This window comes from Micromonospora sp. NPDC049529 (genome assembly GCF_055586685.1).
In genome coordinates, this window is the sequence record NZ_JBVJHT010000010.1 from 352,588 (window position 1) to 377,978 (window position 25,391).

Annotated in this window: 24 protein-coding genes, 2 tRNA genes and 1 pseudogene; 13 read left to right on the top strand and 14 right to left on the bottom strand. The window is 68.9% G+C overall.

Features of this window, described 5'->3' with window-relative positions; genetic code table 11:
- Positions 1 to 152 precede the first annotated feature (152 nt).
- The 11 genes from ACZ6QQ_RS19940 to ACZ6QQ_RS19990 form a co-directional block, all read right to left on the bottom strand.
- Positions 153 to 809, bottom strand: coding sequence for a hypothetical protein (locus tag ACZ6QQ_RS19940; RefSeq protein WP_465877932.1), 657 nt, complete (start codon positions 807 to 809; stop codon positions 153 to 155).
- A 158-nt stretch (positions 810 to 967) separates the two neighbouring features.
- Positions 968 to 1,318 carry an antibiotic biosynthesis monooxygenase family protein gene (locus ACZ6QQ_RS19945; RefSeq protein WP_465877933.1) on the bottom strand — a complete coding sequence of 117 codons (351 nt, stop codon included), beginning with the start codon at positions 1,316 to 1,318 and terminating at the stop codon, positions 968 to 970.
- Between the two features lie 32 nt (positions 1,319 to 1,350).
- Positions 1,351 to 2,484 (bottom strand): acyl-CoA dehydrogenase family protein, encoded by a 1,134-nt coding sequence (locus tag ACZ6QQ_RS19950; RefSeq protein WP_465877934.1) that lies wholly within the window; start codon positions 2,482 to 2,484, stop codon positions 1,351 to 1,353.
- Between the two features lie 251 nt (positions 2,485 to 2,735).
- Positions 2,736 to 3,572 carry an AfsR/SARP family transcriptional regulator gene (locus ACZ6QQ_RS19955; RefSeq protein WP_465877935.1) on the bottom strand — a complete coding sequence of 279 codons (837 nt, stop codon included), beginning with the start codon at positions 3,570 to 3,572 and terminating at the stop codon, positions 2,736 to 2,738.
- A gap of 511 nt (positions 3,573 to 4,083) precedes the next feature.
- Positions 4,084 to 5,022 (bottom strand): MBL fold metallo-hydrolase, encoded by a 939-nt coding sequence (locus ACZ6QQ_RS19960; protein ID WP_465877936.1) that lies wholly within the window; start codon positions 5,020 to 5,022, stop codon positions 4,084 to 4,086.
- A complete protein-coding gene (locus tag ACZ6QQ_RS19965; protein ID WP_465877937.1) occupies positions 5,019 to 5,999 on the bottom strand; it encodes an aromatase/cyclase in 981 nt (326 codons plus the stop codon). Before ACZ6QQ_RS19965 ends, ACZ6QQ_RS19960 begins: the two co-directional genes overlap by 4 nt.
- Before the next feature lie 94 nt (positions 6,000 to 6,093).
- A complete protein-coding gene (locus ACZ6QQ_RS19970; RefSeq protein ID WP_465877938.1) occupies positions 6,094 to 6,348 on the bottom strand; it encodes an acyl carrier protein in 255 nt (84 codons plus the stop codon).
- A gap of 64 nt (positions 6,349 to 6,412) precedes the next feature.
- On the bottom strand, positions 6,413 to 7,654 hold the full coding sequence (locus ACZ6QQ_RS19975) for a ketosynthase chain-length factor (RefSeq protein WP_465877939.1): 1,242 nt from the start codon (positions 7,652 to 7,654) through the stop codon (positions 6,413 to 6,415).
- On the bottom strand, positions 7,651 to 8,919 hold the full coding sequence (locus ACZ6QQ_RS19980; RefSeq protein ID WP_465877940.1) for a beta-ketoacyl-[acyl-carrier-protein] synthase family protein: 1,269 nt from the start codon (positions 8,917 to 8,919) through the stop codon (positions 7,651 to 7,653). The genes ACZ6QQ_RS19975 and ACZ6QQ_RS19980 overlap by 4 nt, the downstream gene beginning before the upstream one ends.
- 144 nt (positions 8,920 to 9,063) lie before the next feature.
- Positions 9,064 to 10,056 carry a glucose-6-phosphate dehydrogenase (coenzyme-F420) gene (fgd, locus tag ACZ6QQ_RS19985; RefSeq protein ID WP_465877941.1) on the bottom strand — a complete coding sequence of 331 codons (993 nt, stop codon included), beginning with the start codon at positions 10,054 to 10,056 and terminating at the stop codon, positions 9,064 to 9,066.
- 133 nt (positions 10,057 to 10,189) lie between these two features.
- The gene (locus tag ACZ6QQ_RS19990) at positions 10,190 to 11,632 is read right to left on the bottom strand and encodes an aldehyde dehydrogenase family protein (RefSeq protein WP_465877942.1); all 1,443 of its coding nucleotides are present in this window, start codon (positions 11,630 to 11,632) and stop codon (positions 10,190 to 10,192) included.
- Between the two features lie 149 nt (positions 11,633 to 11,781).
- Here ACZ6QQ_RS19990 and ACZ6QQ_RS19995 point away from each other — a divergent pair, with 149 nt between their 5' ends.
- From ACZ6QQ_RS19995 to ACZ6QQ_RS20005, 3 genes are all read left to right on the top strand, one after another.
- The gene (locus ACZ6QQ_RS19995) at positions 11,782 to 12,609 is read left to right on the top strand and encodes a helix-turn-helix transcriptional regulator (RefSeq protein WP_465877943.1); all 828 of its coding nucleotides are present in this window, start codon (positions 11,782 to 11,784) and stop codon (positions 12,607 to 12,609) included.
- A 204-nt stretch (positions 12,610 to 12,813) separates the two neighbouring features.
- Entirely contained in the window at positions 12,814 to 13,101 is a 288-nt protein-coding gene (locus ACZ6QQ_RS20000) for a hypothetical protein (protein WP_465877944.1), read from the top strand.
- Positions 13,083 to 13,373: a transposase gene (locus ACZ6QQ_RS20005; RefSeq protein WP_465877946.1), complete on the top strand. Its 291-nt coding sequence runs from the start codon at positions 13,083 to 13,085 to the stop codon at positions 13,371 to 13,373. The genes ACZ6QQ_RS20000 and ACZ6QQ_RS20005 overlap by 19 nt, the downstream gene beginning before the upstream one ends.
- A gap of 139 nt (positions 13,374 to 13,512) precedes the next feature.
- Here the strand turns inward: ACZ6QQ_RS20005 and ACZ6QQ_RS20010 are convergent, their stop codons facing one another.
- Positions 13,513 to 13,866 (bottom strand): hypothetical protein, encoded by a 354-nt coding sequence (locus ACZ6QQ_RS20010; protein WP_465877947.1) that lies wholly within the window; start codon positions 13,864 to 13,866, stop codon positions 13,513 to 13,515.
- A 678-nt stretch (positions 13,867 to 14,544) separates the two neighbouring features.
- Between ACZ6QQ_RS20010 and ACZ6QQ_RS20015 the strand changes: the two genes are divergently transcribed.
- From ACZ6QQ_RS20015 to ACZ6QQ_RS20030, 4 genes and pseudogenes are all read left to right on the top strand, one after another.
- Positions 14,545 to 16,164, top strand: a complete 1,620-nt coding sequence (locus ACZ6QQ_RS20015) for a protein kinase domain-containing protein (RefSeq protein WP_465877949.1) — start codon at positions 14,545 to 14,547, stop codon at positions 16,162 to 16,164.
- Positions 16,161 to 16,883, top strand: coding sequence for a hypothetical protein (locus ACZ6QQ_RS20020; protein WP_465877950.1), 723 nt, complete (start codon positions 16,161 to 16,163; stop codon positions 16,881 to 16,883). The genes ACZ6QQ_RS20015 and ACZ6QQ_RS20020 overlap by 4 nt, the downstream gene beginning before the upstream one ends.
- 31 nt (positions 16,884 to 16,914) lie before the next feature.
- Positions 16,915 to 18,096, top strand: coding sequence for a hypothetical protein (locus ACZ6QQ_RS20025; protein ID WP_465877952.1), 1,182 nt, complete (start codon positions 16,915 to 16,917; stop codon positions 18,094 to 18,096).
- Positions 18,097 to 18,574: 478 nt separating this feature from the next.
- Positions 18,575 to 18,844 (top strand): annotated as a pseudogene (locus tag ACZ6QQ_RS20030) (tyrosine-type recombinase/integrase); the annotation flags it as partial.
- Between the two features lie 17 nt (positions 18,845 to 18,861).
- On the opposite strand, the gene ACZ6QQ_RS20035 reads toward ACZ6QQ_RS20030, so the two are convergent.
- Positions 18,862 to 18,932: transfer RNA gene (locus tag ACZ6QQ_RS20035), tRNA-Gly, on the bottom strand.
- A 215-nt stretch (positions 18,933 to 19,147) separates the two neighbouring features.
- Here ACZ6QQ_RS20035 and ACZ6QQ_RS20040 point away from each other — a divergent pair.
- From ACZ6QQ_RS20040 to ACZ6QQ_RS20065, 6 genes are all read left to right on the top strand, one after another.
- A tRNA-Pro gene (locus tag ACZ6QQ_RS20040) sits at positions 19,148 to 19,221 on the top strand.
- Between the two features lie 115 nt (positions 19,222 to 19,336).
- Positions 19,337 to 20,689 (top strand): trigger factor, encoded by a 1,353-nt coding sequence (tig, locus tag ACZ6QQ_RS20045; protein WP_465877953.1) that lies wholly within the window; start codon positions 19,337 to 19,339, stop codon positions 20,687 to 20,689.
- A 172-nt stretch (positions 20,690 to 20,861) separates the two neighbouring features.
- Entirely contained in the window at positions 20,862 to 21,503 is a 642-nt protein-coding gene (locus ACZ6QQ_RS20050; protein WP_465877955.1) for an ATP-dependent Clp protease proteolytic subunit, read from the top strand.
- Positions 21,504 to 21,514: 11 nt separating this feature from the next.
- Positions 21,515 to 22,177, top strand: coding sequence for an ATP-dependent Clp protease proteolytic subunit (locus ACZ6QQ_RS20055; protein WP_121156500.1), 663 nt, complete (start codon positions 21,515 to 21,517; stop codon positions 22,175 to 22,177).
- A gap of 208 nt (positions 22,178 to 22,385) precedes the next feature.
- Positions 22,386 to 23,678 (top strand): ATP-dependent Clp protease ATP-binding subunit ClpX, encoded by a 1,293-nt coding sequence (gene clpX / locus ACZ6QQ_RS20060; protein ID WP_465877956.1) that lies wholly within the window; start codon positions 22,386 to 22,388, stop codon positions 23,676 to 23,678.
- Positions 23,679 to 23,723: 45 nt separating this feature from the next.
- Entirely contained in the window at positions 23,724 to 24,521 is a 798-nt protein-coding gene (locus tag ACZ6QQ_RS20065; RefSeq protein ID WP_465877957.1) for a carbon-nitrogen hydrolase family protein, read from the top strand.
- 106 nt (positions 24,522 to 24,627) lie between these two features.
- On the opposite strand, the gene ACZ6QQ_RS20070 is transcribed toward ACZ6QQ_RS20065, so the two are convergent.
- Positions 24,628 to 24,852, bottom strand: a complete 225-nt coding sequence (locus ACZ6QQ_RS20070; RefSeq protein WP_465877958.1) for a hypothetical protein — start codon at positions 24,850 to 24,852, stop codon at positions 24,628 to 24,630.
- Positions 24,853 to 25,391: the final 539 nt, after the last annotated feature.

Here is a 25,391-nt window from a genome sequence, read left to right on the forward strand (position 1 = left end):
TCGTGTCTTCTCTCTTTTCCTTCTTGTCTTTCTTTCTCGGTCGTGTTTTTTCTCTTGGGTTTTTAGGGTTCGTGCCTGCCCTTGCGGCTTTCGCCGCCCCCCCCCCCCCCCCCGCGTCCGTCACGGGTACGCCCGGCCCGGCGGTGCCGGTGTCACGGGGTGATGGTGGTCCGGGTGAACACCACCGGGGTGTTCGGGTTGCAGTCGAACGGCCGCTTCACGCCCTCCAGGTCGGTACGGACCCAGCTCCAGGACGGGTCGGTGAGACTGGTGCCGCCGGTGGCGGTCTCGGCCACCCCGGACGCGCCGGCGAGCAGGTGGACGGTGACGGTCGGCAGGTCGAACGGCACGCTCGCCGGCAGCGGGCCGGCGACGGTCAGCGACAGCGTGTGGCCGAGCGGGTCGACCTGCACGGTCGGCGGCGTGTTGCCGAGGTTGCTGCCACCGGAGAGCTGGTACCAGAGGAACCAGGCGTTGCTCGGCAGCCGGTACTTCACCTTGACCGAGTTGACGTCGATGTTGAACGTCGGGTCCGGCGTCCACACCTGCGGGTCCAGCTTCACGCTGAACACCTGGTACGGCGCCACCGTGGCCGGCGCGGTGGTGGTGAAGGTGAGGCTGAACGGGACGATCGTGTCCCCGCCCGGAAAGGTGACGAAGCAGCTGTAGCCGACCGGTACCGGGGTGGTGACCGGCGGGTTCCCGCCCCGCGTCTGCGCGGCGGCCGGCACGGCGGAGGCGCCGGTCGCGGCCAGTGCGAGCGTGGCCGCGACGGCCAGGCCCCGAAGCCACGTCGATTTGATGATCATTTTGTCCTCTCCGAAGGTCGTTCCGGGTGGTGTCGAATGTGTTCGGTGGTACGGCGCGTACGCTCCCAGCAGCGGATCGAGACTCGCTTGACGATCGGCAAAGCCCGGTTCGAGTGGGGGCCGGCGGCGCCGCGCGGATGCCCGGAGGGACGGCCGGGTCAGGCGGGTGCGGTGGCGCGCTCGACGCTGCGGACGAGCGTGTAGCCGGTCATCTCCGGCGGCGCCACTCCGGGCATGTTGCTGATCGCCTCGCGCAGCGCGAGAGCGCGCGTGTTGTCCCGGAACGACTGGCGGTACGCCTCCTCGCTCTCCCACTGCGCGTAGTTGACCAGTCGGGTGCCGTCGGTGCTGGCGTGGTAGTTGGCGGAGATGAAACCGGGGCAGTAGCGCACCCACTCCTCGACGTCCCGGACCAGCAGGTCCACCAGCTTGCGCTGGCTGTCCGGGCCGTCGACCCGGAGCGTGACGATCGCGATGAACTGGGCGTCGGGCTGGTCGATGGCGAACATGTCTACCTCCTGCTAGGGGACCGGGGGTCCGGTCAGACCCGGGTCATTACCTGGCTGGCGTACAGCTGTGCGGCGGGTTCGAACTGGAGCACGATGTGGCTGGCGGCGGCGTTGACGTCCCGCCAGGCCCGTTGCAGCGCGTTCGTGTCGGTCTGGGCGCGGGTGCCGGCCGTACGGAACAACCGGTCGACCGCGGTCACCAGCAGTTCGGTGGCGAGCGCGCAGTCACGGGTGTTCCGGGCCTCGTCCGGCGCGCTGACGGCGCCCCGGTCGGCGGTCGCCGCAGTCCGTTCCAGCAGCAGCCGGGCGGCGTCGATCTCACCGGCGCTGCGGGCCAGCGCCAGGTGGTAGGTGGAACCGGCGCCGGTGGTGCCGGTGGGCGCGGTGGCGGTCTTCTCGGCGATCCAGGAGATCCACAGGTTCAGTGCGCCGGTCGCCGCGCCCAGGATCGGGGCGGCGAACGCCAGACCGTTGGCCGCCCGCAGCGGCACCCGGTGGCACAGCGCGGTCGCGTCGACGGCCGTGCCGGCCGCGATCGCGTCCCGGGCGAACGAGCGCTGTGCCGGTACGAACACGTCGTCCAGCACGAGCGTGTTGCTCCCGGTCGCCCGCATCCCGACGTTGAACCAGGTGTCGACGATCCCGTACGCGGTGCGCGGCACGGCGAAGAACCTGGCCTGCGGTGCCCCGTCGGTGCTCGCCATGGCGCAGACCAGGGCCCACCGGGAGAAGTCGACCGCGCTCACGAACGGCCACTTGCCACTGATCCGCCAGCCGCCGTCGACCGGTTCGGCCCGGCCGAGCGGCATGAGTGCGCCGACGATGAGCGGATCGGGGCCGTCGGCCCAGATGTCCCGCTGCCCCTGCACCGGAAGGTACGCCGCCATCCGACCGAGGCTGGCGGTGAGCGAGGCGTACCAGGCCGCCGAGGCGCAGCTGCCGCCGACGGTCGCGACGGCCTGGACCAACTCGACGAACGTGCCGGCGTCACCGCCCCACCGGGACGGGACGAAGTGGCGGGCGAAGCCCGCGTCGATCACCGCGTCGATGACCTCGGGGTGCAGCCGTCGTTCGGCTTCCGCCTCGGTTGCCCGCTTGGCCGCGATCTCGGCGACCTGCTGCGACGCCGCCAGTAGTCCCGGTGGTGTCGGTGGCTTTCCGGACATGCTCGCTACCTCCTGCGCGACCGAGCAGGCGCTGCGTGGCGAGTGGTTCGCGACGCGCCGCGATCGGCGACGTCGGCCGCCGGTACGGCTGTTGGGCGTACCGGCGGGCGACCACCGCTGGGCCTGCATGTGTGGGTCACGGTGGCAGCCGGTGCTCGAGTGGGACTCGACGTCTACTCGACCTGGCAGGAGGAACGGCTCCGGTCCGGCCGCGGGTCGGCGACCGCCGGGGTCGGGTCACGGCAATCGGGCTACGAGGACGGCGTCGAGAAGTCGAAGTACGCCGCCGAGCTGTGCGTGGGCCGCGGCCGGTGTCCGGCGTTGAGCAGCTCGTGCTGTAGCTCCTGGATCTCCGGGGTGGGCAGCAGCCCCAGCTCGTCGTCGAGCACCCGCCGCAGGTGGTGGTACGACTGCACCGCCTCGGCCCGGCGCCCCGACCGGTCGAGCGCGACGATGAGCTGTGCGTGGAACCATTCGTTCAGGGGATAGGTGCTGACCAGTGCCCGCAATTCGGGAATCAACTCGCGATAGTGGCCCAGCCGTTTTTCCGTCTCGATTCGGAGCTCGATGGCCATAATCTTGAGTTCTTCCAGATGAGTGATTTGACCCTTGAGTACGTCCCCGGCGGGAATGTTGCCCAATGCCCCGCCCCGCCAAAGATCGAGTGCCGTACGCAGAGTCCGTGACGCTTCGTCGAGTTGCCCCTCTTCGAGCAGTGTCCGACCCTGCTTCGTCAGTTGGGTGAAGACCGTGGCGTCGACCTCGTGATCGGCGACTCTGATAAGGTATCCCGGCGGGCGGGTGATCAGCAGTTCCCAATCCGTGGGTCCCAGTCCCTCGCGGGCGAAGATCCTCCGCGCGTGGTAGATATAGGTTTGCAGTGTGGTGACCGCGCTCCGGGGCGGCGCGTCCCCCCAGAGTTCCATCAGGAGGGCGTCCACGCTGACGATCTCGTTCGGGCGCATCAGCAGTAGTGCCAGGACCTGGCATACCTTGGGTGTGCTCAGCCGGATCGTACGCGCGTCGTCGGTGGTGATTTCGAGTGGCCCCAGAAGATTGAAGCGCATGGTTTCTCCCCGTTGTTTCATCGAAATTACCGGCCTGCTACGGGTGCGTCATATTCCGATATGGATACCTTTCGTTCATCGAATGATCGGGAACCGGCGTGCTGAATGGTGGCCGATGAGGAGATCGAATGAACCTTCCGGTCCTGAATGAAATGATCTGTCCGCGGTGTGTCCCGCTCGGATCCCATGCGGTCGTACTCGCATAACCTGCCCTGGCAAATTATGTACCTCGGCGCAACCGGCCAGCAAGCAGAATCGGCAGTCCCATTCGGGACTGCCGTAGCCGCACAATGATCCTTTGGGCCGAAACGCCTGCTAGCCGTGACGGTTGTTATTGGTTGTCGCTGGAATGTCGGAATTTGGACACCGTCCATCAGCGGGGGTCGTGCCGGTGCCGGAATTCATTCATGAGTGATTCCTGAGAATGCGATCTGTGACGTAGCGCACCGGAAATCCGCCGGCCGACTTTCGGTAATGGCGATCGAAAGCGACGGCCGACGGCGATCTTCCGGTCCGGCCGGGCACCCGGGGCTCAGGCCAGGCAGGTCGGCAGCCGGCCCCCGTTGAAGTCGACCATCTCACCGAAGATCGACACGACGTCGAGCGGCCGCCCCCGATCCCCGCCCAGTCGCTCGTCGTAGGCCCGGTGCAGATTGCCCACCGTCCGCTCCGGATCCAGCAGGTCGGCGAAGGGACCGGCACCCGCCTCCCGCGCCGCCCGAAGCGGACTCCAGCCGGCCTCCTGACCCTGTGCCGCCAGCGCGGTGACCCACCGCAGGTAGGCCTCGGTCTGGTCCAGCACCTCGGGGCCGCACACCGGACCGTGGCCGGGCACCACCGTGCGTGGCCGCAACGCCCGCAACCTGTCCACGGCCCGCAGCGAGCCGGCGATCGACCCCATGAGGTTGAACGGCGTACAGCCCGAGAGCAGGACGTCACCGGCGAACAGCACCCGTTCCACGGGCAGCCAGGCCACCACGTCGTTCGTGGTGTGCGCCGGTCCGACGTGGATCAGCTCCACCACCCGATCGGCCAGGTGCAGGGTCAGACTGTCGTGGAACGTCACGGTCGGCAGGGCGAGCCGGACCTCTCCCCACTCCACGTCCGGCCAGAGCCGGGTCAGCGCCGTCCCGGTCGCGGCCATCTCGGTGCGGGCCAGGTCGTGGGCGACGATGGTCGTACCGGGACCGAACACGGAGTTGCCGAAGGTGTGGTCACCGTGGTGATGGGTGTTGACCAACGTGCGGCCGGGCCCCGGACTCAGCAGATCCACCGTCCGGCGCAGCCGGCTCGCCCGCCGGTGGGTGGCGGCCGTGTCGACGACCACGGTGGTTTCGGCGCCCACGAGCAGCCCCGCGTTGTTCAGGCACCACCCGCCGTTGGGCTGCGTGTACGCGTAGACCCGGTCGGCCACCTCCGCCAGCCTCGGGATGGACCGCGAGCCGCCGATGATCACGTTGCTGCTGGTCATCGCCCGGAACCCCGGTTGGTCCCGGTACCCTGCCGAGCCGCCTGGCGGGCGGCGGTGAACGTACCGGCGTGGGTCAGCGTGGCCCGGCTGTTCCCACCGAGCGCGTCGCGGACCTGCGTCCGGGCCTGCGCCAACGTCACCTCGGGGCCGAGCCGGTCCGCGATCGCCGTCGGATCGATCGCCACCGTGTGCCGGGCCGTCACCCGCACCCGGTCCCCGTCCTGGGCGAACGTCCAGGACCCGCTGTGGCCGAGCAGCAGCGACGGCGGGACCACCTGCTTGTAGACGATCGTCTCCATCGGCTGGCAGACCCGGACCGAGTTGGTGGTGTGGGTGTCGCCGGTCGCCGTCACCGTGTCCATCTCCAGCCGCTGGACGCCGGGCCGGTCCTCCCGCAACACCACCCGGCTGACGTGCGGCAGCCGGGCCGGCCACTGGTCGGCCCGGTCGATGAACTCGTACGCGTCCGCGACCAGGCCGGGCATCTCGACGGTGTCCGCGAACGAGAACACGATGTCGTCCACCGCGTCGGGCAGGTCGATGATCCGGCCGAGGGCGGCGAGTTCGGCCAGGCTGTTGCGGTGCAGCGCCTGGTCGATCCACTCGGCCGAGTCCTCGTCGGTCGCCGTGTACCGGTGCCGCAGCAGTATCTCGGTCTGCCCCTCCGGCCCCGGATGGAACAGCCACTCGCCACCCATCGAGGCGACCGGAGCCTGGCTGCGCTCCTGCTGGAACCGGATCCGCAGCCCGTCCGGGTCGAGCGTCCGCCGCGACGTCCAGGTCGCGACCTCGTCGTTGACCAGGGCCCAGAGCTGAAAGCGTTCCTGCTCACCATTCCGGCCGAGATGGTGCACGTGTACGGTCGGTCCGAAGATGACCGGCCAGCGGGTCACGTCGGCCACCAGGTCGTAGGCGTGTTGCGCCGGCCCGGAGACCAGCCGGACGTGTTCGGCGTTGTGTGGTACGGGCTCACTCATCAGCGAACATCTCCCGTTGTGTGGGGACGGTGACGGATTCGGGTCCACGGGGCTGACGCGGGGCGTGCCCGACCCGACCACGCACCGGTGGGGCCTAGGCCGGACCGGTGGCGGAGTTGACCAGTTCGAGCAGTGCGCCCGGTGTCTTGACCTCGAGCAGGACCTCGTCGGCGACCTGGACGCCGTACTGCTGCTGGATCCGGGCGGCCGTCTCCATCAGGGCGAGCGAGTCGTAGCCCAACTCCTCGAAGGTCCGGTCGGTGATCTCACCGAACAGGTCGGTCGTGTCGTCTGTGCCGGCGCAGTCGACCAGGATCCCGCGCAGGTCGTCGATGGTCATCGTGCTCATGTACGTCTCCTTCGTGATCAGATTTCGGCAACTCGGTCTCGGCAACTCGGTCTCGACGGCTCGGTCATGCTTCGGGGGCCGAGGTGACCACCACCGCCGAGTTGAAGCCCCACCGGCCGCGCGCCAGCACGAGGGCGACGGAGACCGGGCCGGTTCTCGGCTCCTCCCGGACCAGGTCGATCCCGTACTCCGGCGGCACCAGGGTGGTGTTCGCGGTCGCCGGGATGATCCCGTCCCGGATGCAGAGCAGCGCCGAGACGACGTCCAGCGGTCCACCACCGGAGTAGAGGCGACCGGTCAGCGCCTTCGGCACGGTCACCGGCACCCCGTACGGTCCGAACAGGTCGCTGATCGCGGCGGCCTCGACCCGGTCGGACTCGGGCACCCCGGCCGCGTCGGCGAACACCACGTCGACGGCGCTCGCCGGCAGCCCGGCGTCGGTCAGTGCCAACTCCGCCGCCCGGCCCAGCCCGCTCGGGCGCCCCGAGTCCGGCGGCGGGTCGAAAGTGGACGCGTAGCCGGCGATCTCGCCGTAGACCTGCCGCGCACCACGCCGTCGCCAGGCGTCGACGCGCTCCAGTACGAGCATCGCGCCACCCTCGCCCGGCACGTAACCGGCGGCCTCGGCATCGAACGGCAGGTACGCCCGACGCGGGTCGGAGGCGGTACTGACCCGACCGGTGGACAGGTGTGACGCCCAGCCCCACGGGTCGAACGAGGAGTCCACGCCCCCGGTGACCACCAGTGGGGTGCCCAGCCGTGCCGTACGCCGGGCGTGCCCGATCGCGTCGAGCCCGCCGGCCTGCTCGGCGACCAGGGCGCACCCCGGCCCGCGCAGTCCGTTGCGGATCGAGATCTGACCGGTGTTGACCGCGTAGAACCAGGCGAAGGACTCGTAGACGCTGACCGTCCGGGGCCCCTGCGACCAGAGTTTGCGGAACTCCCGGTGGGTGAAGTCGAATCCACCGGACGCGTTCGAGGTGATCACGCCCATGTCGTAGTCGCGCAGCGCGCCGGGCGGGACGGCCGCGTCGGCCAGCGCCCAGTCGGCGGCGGCGATCGCGAACCGGGTCGACACGTCGGTCTGCGGGAGCAGCCGACCGGGCAGGTGCGCGGCCGCGTCGAAGTCGAGGATCTGACCGGCCAGCCGGGCCGGGTAGCCCGACGAGTCGAAACGGGTGAGCGGCGCGACGCCGCTGCGTCCGGCGAGCGCGGCGGCCCAGAACGGCGCCAGGCCGAGGCCGGTCGGCGCCGCGACGCCGATGCCGGTGACCAGGACCCGATCGCTGCGAAGCTGTACGTTCATGCCGTCACGACGTCCGGTTTGCGGAGCACCATCGCGCTCTGGAAGCCACCGAAGCCGCTGCCGACCGTCAACACGGTGTCGATCCGCTGCTCGCGGGCGGTCAGCGGGGTGTAGTCGAGGTCGCACTCGGGGTCGGGTGTGTGCAGGTTCGCGGTCGGCGGCACCACACCGTGCTCCATCGCGAGTACGCAGGCGGCGATCTCGATCGAGCCGATGGCACCCAGGGAGTGACCCACCATGGACTTGATGGAGCTGATCGGCACCTGGTACGCGTGGTTGCCCAGGCTGCGCTTGAAGGCCGCCGTCTCGTGCCGGTCGTTCTGCTTCGTGCCGGAGCCGTGCGCGTTGACGTAGTGCACCGCGGTCGGGTCGACCCGCGACTCGTCGAGCGCGACCCGGATCGCCTCGGCCATCTCCCGCCCGTCCTGCTTCAGCCCGGTCATGTGGTACGCGTTGCACCGGGTGGCCGATCCGGTGATCTCGGCGTAGATGTGCGCGCCGCGCCGGCGTGCCCGCTCGTACTCCTCGACCACGAACATGGCGGCGCCCTCGGCGAGGACGAATCCGCTGCGCGACGCGTCGAACGGCCGGGACGCGTGCTCGGGGTCGTCGTTGCGGGGCGTGGTCGCCTTGATCGCGTCGAAGCAGGCGACCACGATCGGGGTGATGGGCGTGTCGGTGGCACCGGCGAGCATCACGTCCGCCGAGCCCTCGCGGATCAACGCGCCGGCGTAGCTCACCGCGTCCAGCCCGGAGGTGCAACCGTTGGACACCAGCGTCACCGGCCCCTCGGCCGACACCGTCCAGGCCACCTCGGCCGGCATCACGCTGGGAATCAGGTAGTCGAACATGTGCGGGGAGAGGTAGTCCGGGTCGACCAGCCACTGCCGACCACTGTCGGAGAGCACGAGATACTCGCGCTCCAGACTGGTCGCCGCCGCGACCGCGCTGCCCAGGCTCACGCCCAGGCGGTACGGATCGGTCGTCGCCAGGTCCAGTCCGCTGTCCCGGACCGCGTCGCGGGCGCAGACGACGGCGAACTGGGTGGCCCGGTCCATCCGGCGGATCTCCCGTGGCGTCAGTCCTTCGAGGACCGGGTCGAAGTCGCACTCGCCACCCGTACGGGAGCGGAACGGTGTGGCGTCGAACAGGGAGATCGTGCGGGTCGCGGTTCGACCGGCGGAGAGCAGGTCCCAGAACTCCTTCGTCCCGGCCGCCCCCGGGGTGCGGACGCCGAGACCGGTGATGACCACCCGTCGGGTCACGAGTGCCGTCCCTTCGTTGAGCAGAGCATCGCGGTACGTTCCCTTCGCCGAACGCGGCGTGGTTCGTACTGGGGACCACGCCGACGGTGAGGACAGCCTGCGGCCGCCCGCTTGAGTACGACTCGAAGGACGGTGGGCGTACGGTCACGACCGCAGTCGGGGCAGCACCTCGTCGCTGTAGATCTTCAGGAAGCGCGCCTGGTCCGGGCCGGGGGAGTGGAACACGAGGTGGCGGAAGCCCAGGTCGAGGTAGTGCCGTACCCGGTTGGCGTGTTCCTCCGGGTCGGTGGAGACGATCCATCGGCTGGCCGCGCGGTGCACCGGTAACGCGTCCGCCCGGCGCTGCATCTCGCGTGGATCGTCGACCCCGGTCTTCTCCTGCGGGGTGAGTGCCAGTGCGGCCCAGTGCCGGGTGTCGCGCAGTGCCCGCTCGGCGTCACGGTCGAACGACACCTTGATCTCGATCATCAGGTCGAGTTCGTCGGCGGATCGTCCGGCGTCCGCCGCTCCCGCCCGAACCGCCGGTAGCAGCGTTCCGGCGTACAACTCGGGGTCCTTGCCGCTGGTGCAGACGAAGCCGTCGGCGACCCGGCCGGCCAGCCGGCTGGCGCTCGGGCCGGCGCCGGCGATGTAGATCGGTACGGGTTCGTCCGGCCGGTCGTAGACGGTGGCCCGGTCGGTCCGGAAGAAGTCACCGTCGAAGGTGACCCGCTCGGTGGACCAGAGCTGCCGGATCAGGGCGACCGCCTCCTTCAGCCGGGCGAACCGTTCCCGGGGTTCCGGCCAGCTGATGCCGAGCGGCGCCTCGTTGAGCGCTTCGCCGGATCCGAGGCCGAGCACGACCCGACCCGGCGCCAGGCAGCCGAGCGTGGCGAAGGCCTGGGCGACGATCAGCGGGTGGTACCGGAAGGTCGGCGTGAGCACACTGGTCCCGAGGATGACCCGTTCGGTACGGGCCAGCAGCGCGCCGAGCCAGGGCAGCGCGGCGGGTGCGTGTCCGCCGTCGTGCCGCCACGGTTGGAGATGGTCGCTCACGAAGACCGAGTCGAACCCCTGTTCCTCCGCCAGGATCGCGAAGTCCAGCAGTTCCCGTGGTCCGAACTGTTCAGCGGACGCCTTGTAGCCGAACCTCACCATGCCAACCCCTCGCTGTCCGACACCTCACCCCGGCGGCTCCCCGCCGGGGTCGGCCTCCGTCGGCCGCTGGAGCGCAGCGTGCTCCAGCGGCCTCGGAGGCAGGTCGAACCGGGATCGAGCGGGATTTCGCGGGTCAGGCGGTCGGGGTGGTGTCGTGTCGGACGGTGATGGTCTGCGCCTCGGTGAACTCGATCAGCCCGTCCCGGCCGCTCTCCATGCCGATGCCGGACTGCTTGCGGCCGCCGAAGCCGACCTGCGGGGTGAGGTGCATGATCTCGTTCACCCAGACGGTGCCGGCGTCGAGCCGCTCGGCGACGGCGAGCGCCGCGTCGGGATCGGCCGACCAGACCGAGGCGCCGAGGGCGTACTCGCCGGCGTTCGCCCGCACCACCACGTCGTCGACGTCGCTGTACCGCAGCAGCGGCAGGACCGGGCCGAACTGCTCCTCCCGGACGATCCGGGAGTCCTCCGGCGGGTTGTCGACCAGGGTCACGGGGACGAAGAAGCCCGGCCCCGGCTCGGGTGTGCCGCCGGTGAGGAAGGTGTGCCCCTGCCGCCGGGAGTCGTCGATCAGGTCCAGCACGGTCTCGTACTGCCGGCGGTTGGACACCGGGCCGAGTCGTACCCCTTCCTGCGTCGGGTCGCCGACCCGCACGGTCGCGGCGTACGCGGCCAGCGCCCGGACGAGTTCGTCGTAGATGTCGTCGTGGATGTAGACCCGCTTGGCCGCCAGGCAGATCTGCCCGGTGTTGCTGAACGCCGCCCAGAACAGTTTCTCGGCGGTGCTCGCTACGTCCACGTCCGGCAGGACGATCGCCGGGTCGTTGCCGCCCAGTTCCAGGGTGATCCGGGTCAGGGCCGGGGCGGCGCCGGCCATCACCGCCCGCCCGGTCCGGGTGGATCCGGTGAAGCTGATCTTGTCGATGTCCGGGTGCCCGCTGAGCCAGGAACCCAGGTCGCCGCTGCCCGACACGATGTTGACCACGCCCGCCGGCAGCACCTCGCGCAGCAGCTCGCCCAGCCGCAGCGTGGACAGCGGCGTGTACGCCGACGGCTTCACCACCACCGTGTTGCCGGCCAGCAGCGCCGGGCCGAGCTTGAAGGAGAGCTGCCCCATCGGGTAGTTCCACGGCGTGATCGCCGCCACCACGCCCAGCGGCACCCGCCGGGTCACCGAACGCCGCTGCGCGCTGTCCTCGTTCACCGTCTCCGGCAGCGTCAGCGCGGCGGTCTCGCGCAGCCAGTAGCCCAGTCCGGCGACCTCGCCCGCCGCGATCTCCAGCGGCTTGCCCTGCTCCGTGGTGACGAGCCGGCTCAACTCGTCCAGGTGGGCGTCGACCACGTCGGCCATCCGCAGCAGCAGCCGCTGCCGCTGCTCGAACGGCACGGCCGCCCAGCCGGTACGGGCAGCCCGGGCGGCGGCCACGGCCGCGTCCAGCTGTTCGCGGGTGCACTCGGGCGCGGTGGCGGCGACGGACCCGTCGGCGGGGTCGATCACGTCGAACGACGACGTGCCGGGCACCGCGACCCCGCCGATCGTCATCGTGAAGGTGGTGCCGGTCGACAGTTGCGACATGGGAGAACTCCAGCGTGAGGGTGGGTTGACGGGGGGACATCCCGCCGCCGATCCAGCCTCGCGCTCTCCGCCGTACCGGAGAAGGCCGCCTCTTCCGGGGAGTACGGCACCCTGGCAGGCCTCCTACCAGGCGTTTTACGCTGGTTGACATGTCCGCCACCAGGAACGGGCTCGGCGAGTTCCTCCGGGCCCACCGCGCCCGCGTCGATCCCGGCGACGTCGGGCTGCGCGCGGGTGGCGACCGCCGGGTGGCCGGGTTGCGCCGCGAGGAGGTCGCGGTGCTCGCCGGCGTGAGCGTCGACTACTACGCCCGGCTCGAACAGGGCCGCGAGCGCCACCCGTCACCGCAGGTTCTGGAGGCGATCGGACGGGCCCTGCGGCTCGACCGGGACACCCGGGGCCACCTCTTCCGGCTCGCCGGGCTCAATCCCAGCCTCGGCCCGGACCGCTCCCGCGACCTGGTCCACCCCGCGCTGCTGCGCCTGCTGGACGCCTTCCCCACCTCCGCCGCGTACGTGCTCAGCCCCGCGTTCGAGGTGCTCGCCACCAACGGCGTCGCCGCCGCGCTGCTCTCCCCGTTCGCGGGCGCGACGAACATGGTGCGGGTGCTGTTCGAGCATGCGCGGGCGCGCACCGTCTTCCTGGACTGGCCGACCCTGACCGAGAACGTCGTGCACGCGCTGCGGCTCAACGCCGGCCTCTTCCCGGACGACCCGGAGATCCGGGCGCTCGTCGCCGATCTGCGGCACTCCTCGCCGGAGTTCCGCACCCTCTGGGCGGACCACACCGTGCACGGCCTGAGCCGCCTGTTCAAGGTCTTCCACCACCCGGACGTCGGGCGGATCGAGCTGACCTACCAGACCTTCGACGTCCGCGACGCCCCCGGCCAGCAACTGCTCGTCGGTACGCCGGAGCCCGGCACCCGCAGCGCCGAGGCCCTCGCCTACCTGGCCGCCGTGCACACCCCGCTCGGTTAGCGGGAAACAGAACGGCCCAGGTACGGCGATCATGCCGCTGACCTGGGCCGGGAGCTGTGGAGCGGGTCGAACTCGCGTAGTCAGTTTGGAAGCAGCAAGACGACCATCCCACGGAATCCCGACCGGTCCCGCGAGGTGCCATCGACCTGCTGTTTCGTCTCGGTCTCGTACCGGTGCGTCGCGGGGCCGGTCGGGTGATCCCGGATGGTTTCCTACCAAGATCCCTACCACCGGGTAGGCGGTGGTGCACATGTTGTGGAAGTAGTCTGCGGCGGCGGTGACGAGGCCGGTGTCGCCGAGTCTGTTGCCGGCTTGGAACAGGACAAGGTGGCCGCCGTCGTCCTGGTTCCACAGCAGGGCGCCGGTGGTCGTGTGCACGCGGGTGGTGTTGGCGTGCAGTTGTTGGGCGTGGGTGGCGTCTCGTTCGGTCTGCGGCCACAGTTCACCCAGGGCGGCAGCGGCAGTGGGAGCGAATGCTCGTCGCCAGCCTGACCAGCGAGAAAACGACTGCCACCCAACTTGCCCGCTGCATACGCCACCATTGGCGGATCGAGAACAAGATTCACTGGGCGCGGGACGTCCTGTTCGCCGAAGACCACCATCACGGCTACGCCGGCGCCGTCGCTCACGGTATGGCAATGCTGCGCAATCTCGCCATCGGGCTCATCCGACTCGCCGGGCACACCAAGATCAAAGAAGTGCTGGAACGCAACCACGGCAACAAGGGACTCATCCTGCCCCTGCTCAAAGCATCCCGTCCGTGATCAACTGACTTTGCTTTGAGTCTGCCCGAGGGCCCTTATTCAGGGCGTAGGCCGTACCCCAGCTCGTCTAGGAGTTCGGTCGAGTAGAGGACCTCGCCCCCCAGTTCGCGAGCCCTCCCACGCAAACGCTTCTCGTTCGTCACGAGTGCGCACCCTCATACGGGCTGGCGGAGGCGATCAGGGCGTCGTTGATGTTCTTGAGACCAGGGTTGTGTGAACGCAGGATCTCAATCAACTCGTCATCGTCGGCACCCAACCGCGCCTGGTCAAGCCTGTACGCGTCGAGGATGAAGGCCCTCGTAGGTACGCGGCGGGCGAGAGCAATGATCGTTTGCAGCTTGGATCGCCTCTCCGTAGCCGGTATCGCCGCAATCTCCTTCTCTAGGATGTGGGTGGCGAGCATCTCAAGTTCGCCCGCTTCCACTGCACGCTTGACGACCTCAAAAGCTCCGGGTAAGTCGACGCGGTTGCAGTCCGGGACAACACGCCTCATGCCATGAGAAGCTGTACCGCCGTTGCCAACGGCCCGAGACTCTTCCCGCCTCCTGCGACAGGCCGGTCACCCCCCCCGACGGGGTCATCCGGGTCCAAAGCGAGGATCCGCGCGCTGACCGGACCGGGCACGACGGCCGGCTACCCGGCCGAGGCCGGTCGGCGAGACCAGCGAGGCCGGCAGGCGTGGTAGCGGCGTACCCAGGTGTTCACCGTCGGACGCGACGCCGAGGCCAGGACCGCGACGGCGGTGCAGCCCTCATCCCGCCACAACACCATCCGCGCCCGTCAAGCCACCACCGCGTCCACCGACCGGTCACCGACCACCCTGGACAACCCTGCCCGCTGCTCCCATGTCAAACCCACGAACCAGCGTCAACAGCATTAAGTAACACCAAAGCATGTAAATGATCTCAATTACGAAACACCAGATCATGGGCAACAGCCTTGATCGAGTTGCGAGAGGCCCCTTAGCGTGACCAAATCCCGCCAGTGAGCTGCAACAGCGCCCGTACTTACTTGACGACAATCGTGCCCGGAGCGATGAGCTGCCCGCGATCTGGGCGCGGTTCGTGGATCGGTCAAGTCCTCGTTGTCGAGGGTAGGGCTACCCGTGGACTAACTGGTCGTGATGCGGAAGGCTTAGTGGGTCGGGAAAAGAATTCCACTAGGAGTCGTGATGAGCAGGTCCGCCACCGCATTCTTCGTCGGTCCGGTCGAGGAGCCGGACAAGTACCGACTCCGGCGCCAGATCGGCGGGGGTGGCGAGGCGGAATTGTGGCAGGCCGACATCGCCCTGGGCGCCGAGCGTGAGCAGGTAGCCGTCAAGGTGCTCCGGGCGACGCACGAGGATCGGACGACCTGGCGCAGCAGGTGGACCGAACAGGCCGACCTACTCAGGTTGATCCGGCATCCGGGAGTGGTCGGGGTGCACTGCGCCTTCGAGGGTCCGCGGATGCACCCGGCTGGGGAGTCGGACGTCTCCGGGAGCGCGCTCTACCTCGTGATGAACTGGGTAGAGGGACAGGACCTGCGGGACTGGGCACCCGCGCATAGCGGCCCTTCGCATCGACCAGCGGTGTTCACCTGTCTCGCCCAGATCGCCGATGTACTGGACTGGTTGCATTCGGGGAAGGCGACGCCGTCTGCGCGTCCCGTGGTCCACGGCGACATCAGCCCGGCCAATGTCATCGTCAATTCCGACGGACAGTCCGTACTCGTCGACTTCGGGCTGTTCCGGATGGCCCGGCACGTCACCAACCTCCCCGCCGGCACCCAGGGCTACATCGCCCCGGAGGTGCTACGCAACGGTGAATACAGCCCGGCCTCGGACCGGTACGCCTTCGGCGGTCTCGCCTACTACCTGCTCACCGGTGAGCACCCGCCCGCCACCCGGAGCGCCCTGGCCGCCGGCCTCGGTCAGGTCTTCGGCCAACCGGCGCTGCTCGACCACGCTCTCCGGATGTTCGTCGACGACCCGGTCGACCGGCCGGCGGCCGGGGAGTGGGTACGCGGGCTGCGGTTGCACGCCTCGACCACCACCCTGAACCCGGCCGGCTTCGCCCCGTTGCATCCGGGCGGCGTCGTCCCGGGCCCGCCCGGTTCCGCAGTGCCCTCCGGTCGTCCGGGTGCCCCCGCCAGTGGGGGTATCCCTGCACGACCCTGGTGGCTGGCGGTGGCGGGAGCCGCCCTCACCCTCGTCCTGCTGGCGGGTGGCGTGGCGGTGGCCGCCCTGACCGGCGACTCGGACAAGGGCGCCCCCTCCGGCACCGAGGGCGGGACATCGACGCCGACAGTGGCGGGCGCCGGTGACACCCTCTCGTCGGCGCCAGGCGCCGCACCGGGCACCCCGACCGCACCACCCGCCCCGTCCCCGTCGGCGACCGCCACACCATCGCCTTCAGGGACGAGCCAGCCGGGGGCGAAGACCGTCCCGCTCACCTCACTGGAGGCCCTCGGCGACGTGGATTTCCGCCGGGCCACCATCGATGGTCGGACCTACCAGGAGAGCCTGGTGAGCTCGTGCGGCATCAACGTCGAGTACAACCTCGGCCGGCGGTACACCCGTTTCACCAGCATCGTCGGTCTGGACGACAAATCGAAAACCGGCAGCTCGGGCACCTTCACCATCTATGTCGACGAGGTCCAGAAGGCCAGCGTGACGGTGGGACTCGCGCAAACCCGCACTATCGAGGCCGACCTGACCGGGGGCTTCCGGCTCCGACTAGAGGCGGACGACGGCGTGGACTTCTCCTGCTCGGCGTCGACGGCTTTCGCCACTCCGACCCTGGTCCAGTGAGCGGGGTGGACGCCGACCGGCTGGTGGTTCGGGTGGACGACCGGGAGTTCCCGCTTACCCCGGGGGATCTGTTCACCTTTGGCCGGGACCGCTCCTGCACCGTGTGCCTGGACCCCACCGACAACGGCATCAGTCGGCTGGCCGGCCAGGTGCGGCACGACGGGCGCGGCTGGCAGCTCACCAACCTGAGCCGGAAACGGGCACTGCACGTGGTGGACGCGCACGGATTCGCCACCCCGCTGCCGGTCACCGCGCCGGGCTGGCCGTCCAGCGAACGAGCCGTCGATCACCCCCACCTCACCGTGCTGGTCACCGGTCAGCTCTGGACGTACGCCCTGGTGCTGACGCCGACGGCACGGCGCCCGGAGACACCCCCACCGGCTCCCCTCGACCCGCTGAGCACCCGGAGCCAAGCACCCGTCCTCACCCCACGGCAACGCGAGGTACTCGTCGCACTCGCCGCCGGCTACCTGCGCCCCTACCCGCACTACGATCCGCGCCCACGCACCTACAACGAGGTCGCCGAGCGGCTCCGGTTGACCCGCACCCAGGTGGTCCGCCGTATCGAACGGGTCCGTGAGCAGCTGGTGGAAGCCGGCGTACTCGGCCTGGAGGGAGAGGTCGACGCCCGCCGTCCACTCTGCGAATGGCTGCTCGCCATGCGGCTGATCGGCCCGCGCGACGCCGAGCGGCTGACGACGCCCCCACCTGAGCGGTGACCATTCACAGAGAGGAGTGCCTGGTATGGATGTGACGCCACAGCCGGGATTGCCCAACTGGCTCACCCGGCGCTGGTTGCTGGCGATCGTGAGCGGAGTCGCCCTGACCATGGTCGGCCGTGCCGGTACCCACGCGATCAGCACGCTGGTCGCGCACCCCGACGATGCGTTGGGTCCGGTGCTCGTCGCGGCGGTGTCCGGCCCGGCGGCGGCGCTCACGCTCGTGTGGCAGTGGCTGCCGTCCCGGCTACACACGGTCGTACCGGTGACCGGTTTGACCTCGCTGCTGCTCCTCAGCTTCTGCACCATCGCCCTGCTCCTCGCTTGGCCTGCCGCCGACCCGGCCGAGGCACTCCGGCCGCTATGGCTGCTCTCCTTCCCGGTCGGCGTGCTCACCATGGCGCCGCTACGGGGTTCGGTCGAGTTCCTCTCGGCAGCGGCACGGTCCGGTTCACCAGCACGGAAGGGACGGGAGCCCCTGCGGGAGGCGGTACCCATACCGCAGCCCGCTCCGGTTGGCCGGCCGGCCGGAGCTGTCCGACCCGATCGAAGCGGTCGGCCCGCAGCCGGCCAGCGGTCCCGCCCCGGCGGTCCGGCGCAGCCGGCCGCCGGTACGGGAAACCTCCGGCTTGCCGTACCGCCGCCGTACCGCCTGGCGTCAGACGGCCCGCGCCGTGAAACGCCTTCCGCACCGTGCCACCCGGCACCTCCCTCACCGCGCCCGCAGATAGCTCCGATGCCGCGTCCTCCGGCGTCTCCTGTACCGCGCCCGTCAGCGGCTCCCGCGCCGCCTTTGCAGGCACCACCCGCACATGCGCAGCCGGTTGAGAAGACCGACACGGACCTACGGGCGATCGCCGCGGCCCGCCAGGTCGAGATCGTGATCGAGGAAACTGCCCGGCGCGTGGCCCCATTACTCGAGAAACGCCTCGTCGCCCACTACGGCGTCGACTGGCTCGAAGCAGTCAACGCCCGTCGTCGCCAGGCCGGACACAAGCCAGGTCGACGGTTACGGGACTTCCGCTTCTGCCTCGCGGTGCTCGGTCATGATCCGGCGACGAAGGGGTGGGCGAACGACGCCTGCCGTCGGGCCGCGCTCGACCTCAACCGGCTCGGATTCGACGCCGTGCATCGCAGCACGCTGACGGTATCGGACCTGAAACGGGCCCGACGGGTCGCGCAACGCCTGATCGAGAACCTGCCGAGGCCTTAGTGTCGCCTTGGAGCCGCCTGACGGAATCGAACCGTCGGCCTACGCTTCTCGACTGTCACGGCTACGGGCTTGTCATCGCTTGTCGCATCTTGGCATTGAGCTGCACAAACGCCGCCGCGATGCTCATCATTTGTTGTCGGTAGTCAACGCTTAGGGGCAGTTTTCGGGGGGTAAACGGGGGTACCACCCCAGCAGCGGAGATGTATGCGGCGCGAGACTCGATGCAAAAGCCTCTCCGGTTGAGACCTAACGACCCAATACACGGCGGAGAACGTCAAGAGGATGTGAAATTGGTGTCAGGTTGGGCGGTGGCGTCGGCAACAGGCGTCCGAGCGGCTTGCGCTCGACCGGGCATACCGCAGGGACGAGAACCTTGTCTTCGCCAGTGGCGATGGGGCACCCGTAGACCCAGCGCTGGCGTACGTGACCTTCAAGCGCGTCATCCGGCGGTTCGGGCTTCCGGACGTTCCACCCACTACATCATTTGCGGCACGGCTCGGCGTCGTTGCAGATCGAGGCCGGCGTGGACATAGCGGTGATCTCGAAGCGCCTCGGTCACTCCAAGATCAGCTTGACCGGCGACACGTATGGCCACCTGATCGGGACCGTGGGGAAGTCGACCGCAGAAGTGGCGGCGGTGGTTCCACGGCGGCAGGTGGGTAACGAAACCAAGATCCCTACCATTTCCTGCCAGGACGGCCGATCCAACGAAGTTCATCGACCAAATGATCAGTTGATCAAGCGCTGACCAGCCTGAATCCGCGGAGCGGGCGACGAGAATCGAACTCGCGTAGTCAGTTTGGAAGACTGAAGCTCTACCATTGAGCTACGCCCGCGTGCGCCCCGGTCACCCGTGGCACGGTCCCAGCTTACCGGAAGGGCCCCGGGAAGTGCGAAGCGGTATCCGCCGGGGCGCGGCGAGCGGGCGTCTTCGCGTACGTCGGGATCGTGAAAATGCCTGCTCACGATGTTCGGTGCGAGGCGGTCGGGCGTGGCGGGCGGATACCAGGCGGCGCGGGTGGGCGCCGACGGCATACACTGCTGGTCGCCACGGGGTGTGGCGCAGCTTGGTAGCGCACTCGCTTTGGGAGCGAGGGGCCGTGGGTTCAAATCCCGCCACCCCGACTGTGATCCACCACCGCGGTGTCGGGCGCCGCAGGGTCTTCCAGACAGCTCGCCTACACTCGATGGGCTGAATCACGCCCATGACAAAGACTGAGATCCGTCAAGGAGTACGCCTGTGAAGAGCACCGTCGAGACTTTGAGCCCGACGCGCGTGCGGCTCGCCATCGAGGTGCCGTTCGCCGAGCTCGAGCCGAGCCTCAGGAAGGCGTACCGGGAGATCGCCCAGCAGGTCACCGTCCCGGGCTTCCGCAAGGGCAAGGTGCCGTCGAACGTGATCGACCAGCGGGTCGGTCGGGGCACCGTGCTGAACGAGGCCGTGCAGGAGGCCATCCCGGAGAACATCCTGGCTGCCGTCCGTGAGCACGACGTGAAGACGCTCGGTCGGCCCGACGTCGAGATCACCGAGTTCAACGACGGCGACGCGCTGAAGTTCACCGCCGAGGTCGACGTACGGCCCGAGATCGCCCTGCCCGACTTCACCACGGTCGAGGTGACCGTCGACGAGCTGAAGATCGACGACAGCGAGGTCGACGAGCAGGTCAAGGGCCTACGCGAGCGCTTCGCCACGCTCAAGACGGTCGAGCGGGCCGCCCAGGACGGCGACTACACCCAGATCGACCTGGCGGCGACGGTCAACGGCGAGGAGGTCCCCGGCGGTTCGGCGACCAACATCTCGCACGAGGTCGGCAGCAAGCAGCTCCTGCCGGGGCTGGACGAGGTCCTGGTCGGCCTCTCGGCCGGCGACTCGACCACCTTCGTGACCCAGCTGGTCGGCGGCGACTTCGCCGGCCAGGACGCGGACGTCGCGGTGACCGTGCGGACCGTCAAGGAGAAGGAGCTGCCCGAGCTGGACGACGAGTTCGCCCAGCTCGCCAGCGAGTTCGACACCCTGGAGCAGCTCCGCGACGACCTGCGGGAGCGGATCACCCGGAACAAGCAGGTCGAGCAGATCTACGCGGCCCGGGACAAGGCGCTCAAGCAACTCGTCGACGCCGCCGACGTGCCGGCGCCCGACGGCGTCGTCCGCGACGAGGTGGAGAGCCGCAAGCAGGCCATGGTCGACCAGCTTGAGCGGATCGGTGCCTCCCTGGAGGAGTACCTCGCCGCCGAGGAGAAGACCGAGGAGCAGATCGACACCGAGCTGACCGAGGCGGCGACCGAGGGGGTCCGGGTGCAGTTGCTGCTGGACACCCTGGCCGACGCCGAGGAGGTCCAGGTCTCCGACGACGAATTCGGACACGAGATCGTGCACCGGGCACAGCGGGCCGGAATGGCGCCGCAGCAGTACTACGACCAGCTGGTCCGCTCCGGCACCGCCGGTGCGGTCTTCGGCGACGTACGGCGCGGCAAGGCGCTCGCCTCGGTGATGGACCGCATCAAGATCACCGACTCGGCGGGCAATCCGGTCAGCCTCGACGCGCTGCGTGCGGCGGCCGACGAGGAACACAACCACGCGCACGAGCACTGATCGACGGGCGTTCTCCGGCCGCCGCGCGGGTCCCCCGCACGGCGGCCGGAACCCTTCCGGGGTACGTCCGCGGGTAGCTGCGCTGAGAGCGAACAGTGCCCGGAGGAGGAAGCTCGGACCCCTCGCAGCGGTTAGTGTCGGCGTAAGACGGTACGGAGAGCGAAGGGCTGCCATGACCGAAATGAACATCCCAGCGATGCCCCTGCGGGCGATCGAAGCCCGCGGTGGGGACTCGATTGGCAACCTCGACGACTCGGTCTACAACCGGCTGCTCAAGGAACGCATCATCTTCCTGGGCAGTGAGGTGACCGACCAGGTCGCCAACCGCATCTGCGCGCAGCTGCTGCTGCTCGCCGCGGAGGACCCCGACCGCGACATCAACCTCTGGATCAACTCGCCGGGTGGCTCGGTCTACTCCGGCATGGCGATCTACGACACGATGCAGTTCATCGACAACGACGTCTCGACGGTCGCGATGGGCATGGCCGCGTCCATGGGCCAGCTGCTCCTGTGCGCCGGCACCAAGGGCAAGCGGTACGCGCTCCCACACGCGCGGATCATGATGCACCAGCCGTCCGGTGGGATGGGCGGCACGGCGTCGGACATCGCGATCCAGGCCGAGCAGATGCTGTACACGAAGCGGATGTTCCAGGAGCGGGTCGCGTTCCACACCGGCCAGGAGCAGGCGGCCATCGAGGCCGACTCCGACCGGGACCGTTGGTTCACCGCGGCGGAGGCCAAGGACTACGGCTTCATCGACAAGGTGATCACCGGAGCCACGCAGGTTCCGGAAGGCGCCGGGACCCTGAGCTGAGGAGCTTGACGATGACTGACCTGACGCTGCCGCCGCAGTTCGCACCAGTGCACAACCGTTACGTGCTGCCGTCGTTCGTCGAGCGCACGTCGTACGGGGTCAAGGAGTCGAACCCGTACAACAAGCTGTTCGAGGACCGGATCATCTTCCTCGGTGTCCAGGTGGACGACGCGTCGGCGAACGACGTGATGGCCCAGCTGCTGACGCTGGAGGGCACCGACCCGGACCGCGACATCATCATGTACATCAACTCGCCGGGTGGCTCGTTCACCGCGATGACGGCGATCTACGACACGATGCAGTACGTCCGTCCGGACATCCAGACGGTCTGCCTCGGCCAGGCCGCCAGCGCGGCCGCGGTGCTCCTCGCCGCGGGCACGCCCGGCAAGCGGATGGCGCTGCCGCACTCCCGCATCATCATCCACCAGCCGGCCACCGAGGGCGGCTACGGGCAGGGCTCGGACATCGAGATCCAGGCCCGGGAGATCCTGCGGATGCGTACCCAGCTGGAGGAGATGCTCTCGCGGCACTCGAACCAGCCGGTCGACAAGGTCCGCAAGGACATCGACCGCGACAAGATCATGACGGCCGAGGAGTCCCGCGAGTACGGCCTGGTCGACACCATTTTGACCAGCCGCAAGAAGGGGCTGCTCGCGGCGAACGCCGCAAGCTGACCGGCGTGGTTCGGGGGTGGCCGGGAGGGATTCTCCGGCCGCCTCCGGACACACCCGGTTTTGGGGGTCGGAGAATGCTCCGACAGCGAGTAACGTCGGGTCTGCACCGCTTCGCCGGTCAGTCCGGCGGGCGATCTAGACCGACGAGGCGTACCGTCCTCAGGCCAGGGCCGGGTTGATCCGGCCGATGAGCGCAGGGAGAACGTAGGTGGCACGGATCGGCGACGGCGGCGACCTACTGAAGTGCTCCTTCTGTGGCAAGTCACAGAAGCAGGTCAAGAAGCTCATCGCAGGCCCAGGGGTCTACATCTGTGACGAGTGCATCGACCTCTGCAACGAGATCATCGAAGAGGAGCTGGCCGAGTCCGGCGAGGTGAAGTGGGAAGAGCTTCCCAAGCCGATGGAGATCTGCCAGTTCCTCGACAACTACGTGGTCGGCCAGGACCAGGCCAAGAAGGCCCTGTCGGTCGCGGTCTACAACCACTACAAGCGGATCCAGGCAGAGGCGGCCGGTGCACCCGGCGCCGGTAACGACGCGGTCGAACTGGCCAAGTCGAACATCCTGCTGATCGGCCCGACCGGGTGCGGCAAGACCCACCTGGCGCAGACGCTGGCGCGGATGCTCAACGTCCCGTTCGCCATCGCCGACGCCACCGCCCTGACCGAGGCCGGCTACGTCGGCGAGGACGTCGAGAACATCCTGTTGAAGCTGATCCAGGCAGCTGACTACGACGTCAAGCGGGCCGAGACCGGCATCATCTACATCGACGAGGTCGACAAGATCGCCCGGAAGTCGGAGAACCCGTCGATCACGCGGGACGTCTCGGGCGAGGGCGTTCAGCAGGCCCTGCTCAAGATTCTCGAGGGCACGGTGGCGAACGTGCCGCCGCAGGGCGGCCGTAAGCACCCGCACCAGGAGTTCATCCAGATCGACACCACCAACGTGCTGTTCATCTGCGGTGGCGCCTTCGCCGGCCTCGACCAGATCATCGAGTCCCGGACCGGGCAGGGCGGTACCGGCTTCGGCGCCCACCTGCGCGCGGTCTCGGAGCGGTCGACCGACGACATCTTCGGCAAGGTCATGCCGGAGGACATGCTGAAGTTCGGCCTGATCCCCGAGTTCATCGGCCGGCTCCCGGTGATCACCAACGTCCGCAGCCTGGACCGTGAGGCACTGGTGCGGATCCTGACCGAGCCCCGTAACGCCCTGGTCCGGCAGTACCAACGCCTGTTCGAGCTCGACGGTGTCGAGCTCGAATTCGAGCCGCCCGCGCTGGCCGCCATCGCCGACCAGGCGATGCTGCGCGGCACCGGAGCCCGTGGACTGCGCGCCATCCTGGAAGAGGTTCTCCTCTCCGTGATGTACGAGGTCCCGAGCAACCCCGACGCCGCCAGGGTCCTGATCACCCGTGAGGTGGTCCTGGAGAACGTCAATCCGACCATCGTGCCGCGGGAGTTCACCGGCCGGCGGCGGCGTGACCGCGAGGAGAAGTCGGCCTGAGCGCAGGCCTGGCCTGAGGTGGGCGGCGACCCGTACGCTTCATTCATGCGTGTCGCCGTCTGCCAGCTCAACGCCCGCGCCGACCGGCAAGCCAACCTCGCCGCCGCGTCCGACCTGCTCGACCGGGCAGCGGCCGCCGGGGCGGACCTGGCGATCCTGCCGGAATACGTCGACTATCTCGGTCCGGCCGCCGGACAACCCAAGCCCGAGCCGATCGACGGCGAGTTCGCGGAGTTCTTCGCCGCCGCCGCGCGCCGGCTCGGCATCTTCGTGCATGCCGGGTCGTTCCACGAGGTCGGCCCCGACCCGCAGCACACCTACAACACCTCGCTGGTCTTCGACCGTGCCGGCGAGCTGGTCGCCACCTACCGCAAGATCCACCTGTACGACGTGGAGATTCCCGGTCGCGTCTCCTACCTGGAGTCGAGCGGGGTGGCTCCGGGGCCGGAACCCGTGACCGTCACCGTCGACGGCGTACGCGTGGGCCTCTCGATCTGTTACGACCTGCGCTTCCCCGAGCTCTACCGGCAGCTTGCCGTTGCCGGCGGCGCGCAGTTGCTGGTGGTCCCCGCCGCGTTCATGGTGCACACCGGACGGGATCACTGGGAGGTGCTGCTGCGTGCCCGGGCGATCGAGAACCAGTGTTTCGTGGCGGCGGCCGGCCAGATCGGCGACCACGACCCGGGGCGGACCTGTTTCGGCCGGAGCATGGTGATCGACCCGTGGGGGACGGTCATCGCCCAGGCGCCGGACACCGTCGGCATGGTCTTCGCGGATCTCGACCTCGACCGGCTGCACACCATCCGGACGGAGCTGCCCAGTCTGGCCAACCGCCGGCTCTGACACCCCTACGCGTGCTTGCTGGGGCGGTTGGGTGGTCCAGGGGTGCGGGTGGGCGATTCGATCCCTCTGCGGCCCGATGGCCGGGCTGTCCCGTCACGGGTGCTTCCTAGTGTCCTTCGAGAAAGACTCCGATCAGCGCGAGCCCGACGATGGCCGCGGCCGTGACGAGCAGGCCGGTGGTCATCCGGGTGGGGCCGCGCCGAGCCAGTCGGCGCACCGACATGACCAGCGCCAGCAGTACGAGCCCGCCGATGACCAGCTGCCAGAACGGCAGTAGCAGCCCGACGACGGCGTCCGCGGCAAGTCGGCGTTCCTCAGGTACGGCAACCATGGCTGCCACTGTGGCACGTCGGCCGCGTCAACGTGGTGATGGACGTTGATTTGCGTTCGAGAGAGTCCCTCGCGTAACTTTCTCTCTGCAAGCGGAACACCGGACAAAACGGCCGGAACCGCGAGCATCCAGGGTCGTGGCGGGTGACCGCCGAGCGAGGCTGGGATCGGGTGGTGCGACTTACCGGCTGAGCCGGGTTGAGATCGCGAAGCCAACCGGGTAGAGTGCTTGAGGCCGGCAGGAGCCGGGCGGATGTGTCGCTGAGCGACTATCGGCCGGTCTGCAGGTTTCCCTCGGACAGTAGCGACCACCTGCGACGGTGGGCGCGAGCGCGAGGAAACTCGGATGAAGCGGAGAAAGTCCAAGACACGGGCTTGACAACGCCAAACCGGGCGGGTAAGTTAGGCGAGTTGCCCCGAGGGCGGTCTTCGAAGTCGAGGACAGTGGTTCGGTGTGTGTTTGTTCTTTGAGAACTCAACAGGGTGCTTGATAAGCCAGTGCCAATTATGATTTAACCCCGGCCGGCTTGGTCTGCTTCA

Excerpts from the sequence above, each read along its gene's own strand:
- ACZ6QQ_RS19940 (WP_465877932.1), bottom strand. The coding sequence starts at position 809 with ATGATCATCAAATCGACGTGGCTTCGGGGCCTGGCCGTCGCGGCCACG.
- ACZ6QQ_RS19945 (WP_465877933.1), bottom strand. The coding sequence starts at position 1,318 with ATGTTCGCCATCGACCAGCCCGACGCCCAGTTCATCGCGATCGTCACG.
- ACZ6QQ_RS19950 (WP_465877934.1), bottom strand. The coding sequence starts at position 2,484 with ATGTCCGGAAAGCCACCGACACCACCGGGACTACTGGCGGCGTCGCAG.
- ACZ6QQ_RS19955 (WP_465877935.1), bottom strand. The coding sequence starts at position 3,572 with ATGAAACAACGGGGAGAAACCATGCGCTTCAATCTTCTGGGGCCACTC.
- ACZ6QQ_RS19960 (WP_465877936.1), bottom strand. The coding sequence starts at position 5,022 with ATGACCAGCAGCAACGTGATCATCGGCGGCTCGCGGTCCATCCCGAGG.
- ACZ6QQ_RS19965 (WP_465877937.1), bottom strand. The coding sequence starts at position 5,999 with ATGAGTGAGCCCGTACCACACAACGCCGAACACGTCCGGCTGGTCTCC.
- ACZ6QQ_RS19970 (WP_465877938.1), bottom strand. The coding sequence starts at position 6,348 with ATGAGCACGATGACCATCGACGACCTGCGCGGGATCCTGGTCGACTGC.
- ACZ6QQ_RS19975 (WP_465877939.1), bottom strand. The coding sequence starts at position 7,654 with ATGAACGTACAGCTTCGCAGCGATCGGGTCCTGGTCACCGGCATCGGC.
- fgd (WP_465877941.1), bottom strand. The coding sequence starts at position 10,056 with ATGGTGAGGTTCGGCTACAAGGCGTCCGCTGAACAGTTCGGACCACGG.
- ACZ6QQ_RS19990 (WP_465877942.1), bottom strand. The coding sequence starts at position 11,632 with ATGTCGCAACTGTCGACCGGCACCACCTTCACGATGACGATCGGCGGG.
- ACZ6QQ_RS19995 (WP_465877943.1), top strand. The coding sequence starts at position 11,782 with ATGTCCGCCACCAGGAACGGGCTCGGCGAGTTCCTCCGGGCCCACCGC.
- ACZ6QQ_RS20000 (WP_465877944.1), top strand. The coding sequence starts at position 12,814 with ATGGTTTCCTACCAAGATCCCTACCACCGGGTAGGCGGTGGTGCACAT.
- ACZ6QQ_RS20005 (WP_465877946.1), top strand. The coding sequence starts at position 13,083 with ATGCTCGTCGCCAGCCTGACCAGCGAGAAAACGACTGCCACCCAACTT.
- ACZ6QQ_RS20010 (WP_465877947.1), bottom strand. The coding sequence starts at position 13,866 with ATGAGGCGTGTTGTCCCGGACTGCAACCGCGTCGACTTACCCGGAGCT.
- ACZ6QQ_RS20015 (WP_465877949.1), top strand. The coding sequence starts at position 14,545 with ATGAGCAGGTCCGCCACCGCATTCTTCGTCGGTCCGGTCGAGGAGCCG.
- ACZ6QQ_RS20050 (WP_465877955.1), top strand. The coding sequence starts at position 20,862 with ATGACCGAAATGAACATCCCAGCGATGCCCCTGCGGGCGATCGAAGCC.
- ACZ6QQ_RS20055 (WP_121156500.1), top strand. The coding sequence starts at position 21,515 with ATGACTGACCTGACGCTGCCGCCGCAGTTCGCACCAGTGCACAACCGT.
- ACZ6QQ_RS20065 (WP_465877957.1), top strand. The coding sequence starts at position 23,724 with ATGCGTGTCGCCGTCTGCCAGCTCAACGCCCGCGCCGACCGGCAAGCC.
- ACZ6QQ_RS20070 (WP_465877958.1), bottom strand. The coding sequence starts at position 24,852 with ATGGTTGCCGTACCTGAGGAACGCCGACTTGCCGCGGACGCCGTCGTC.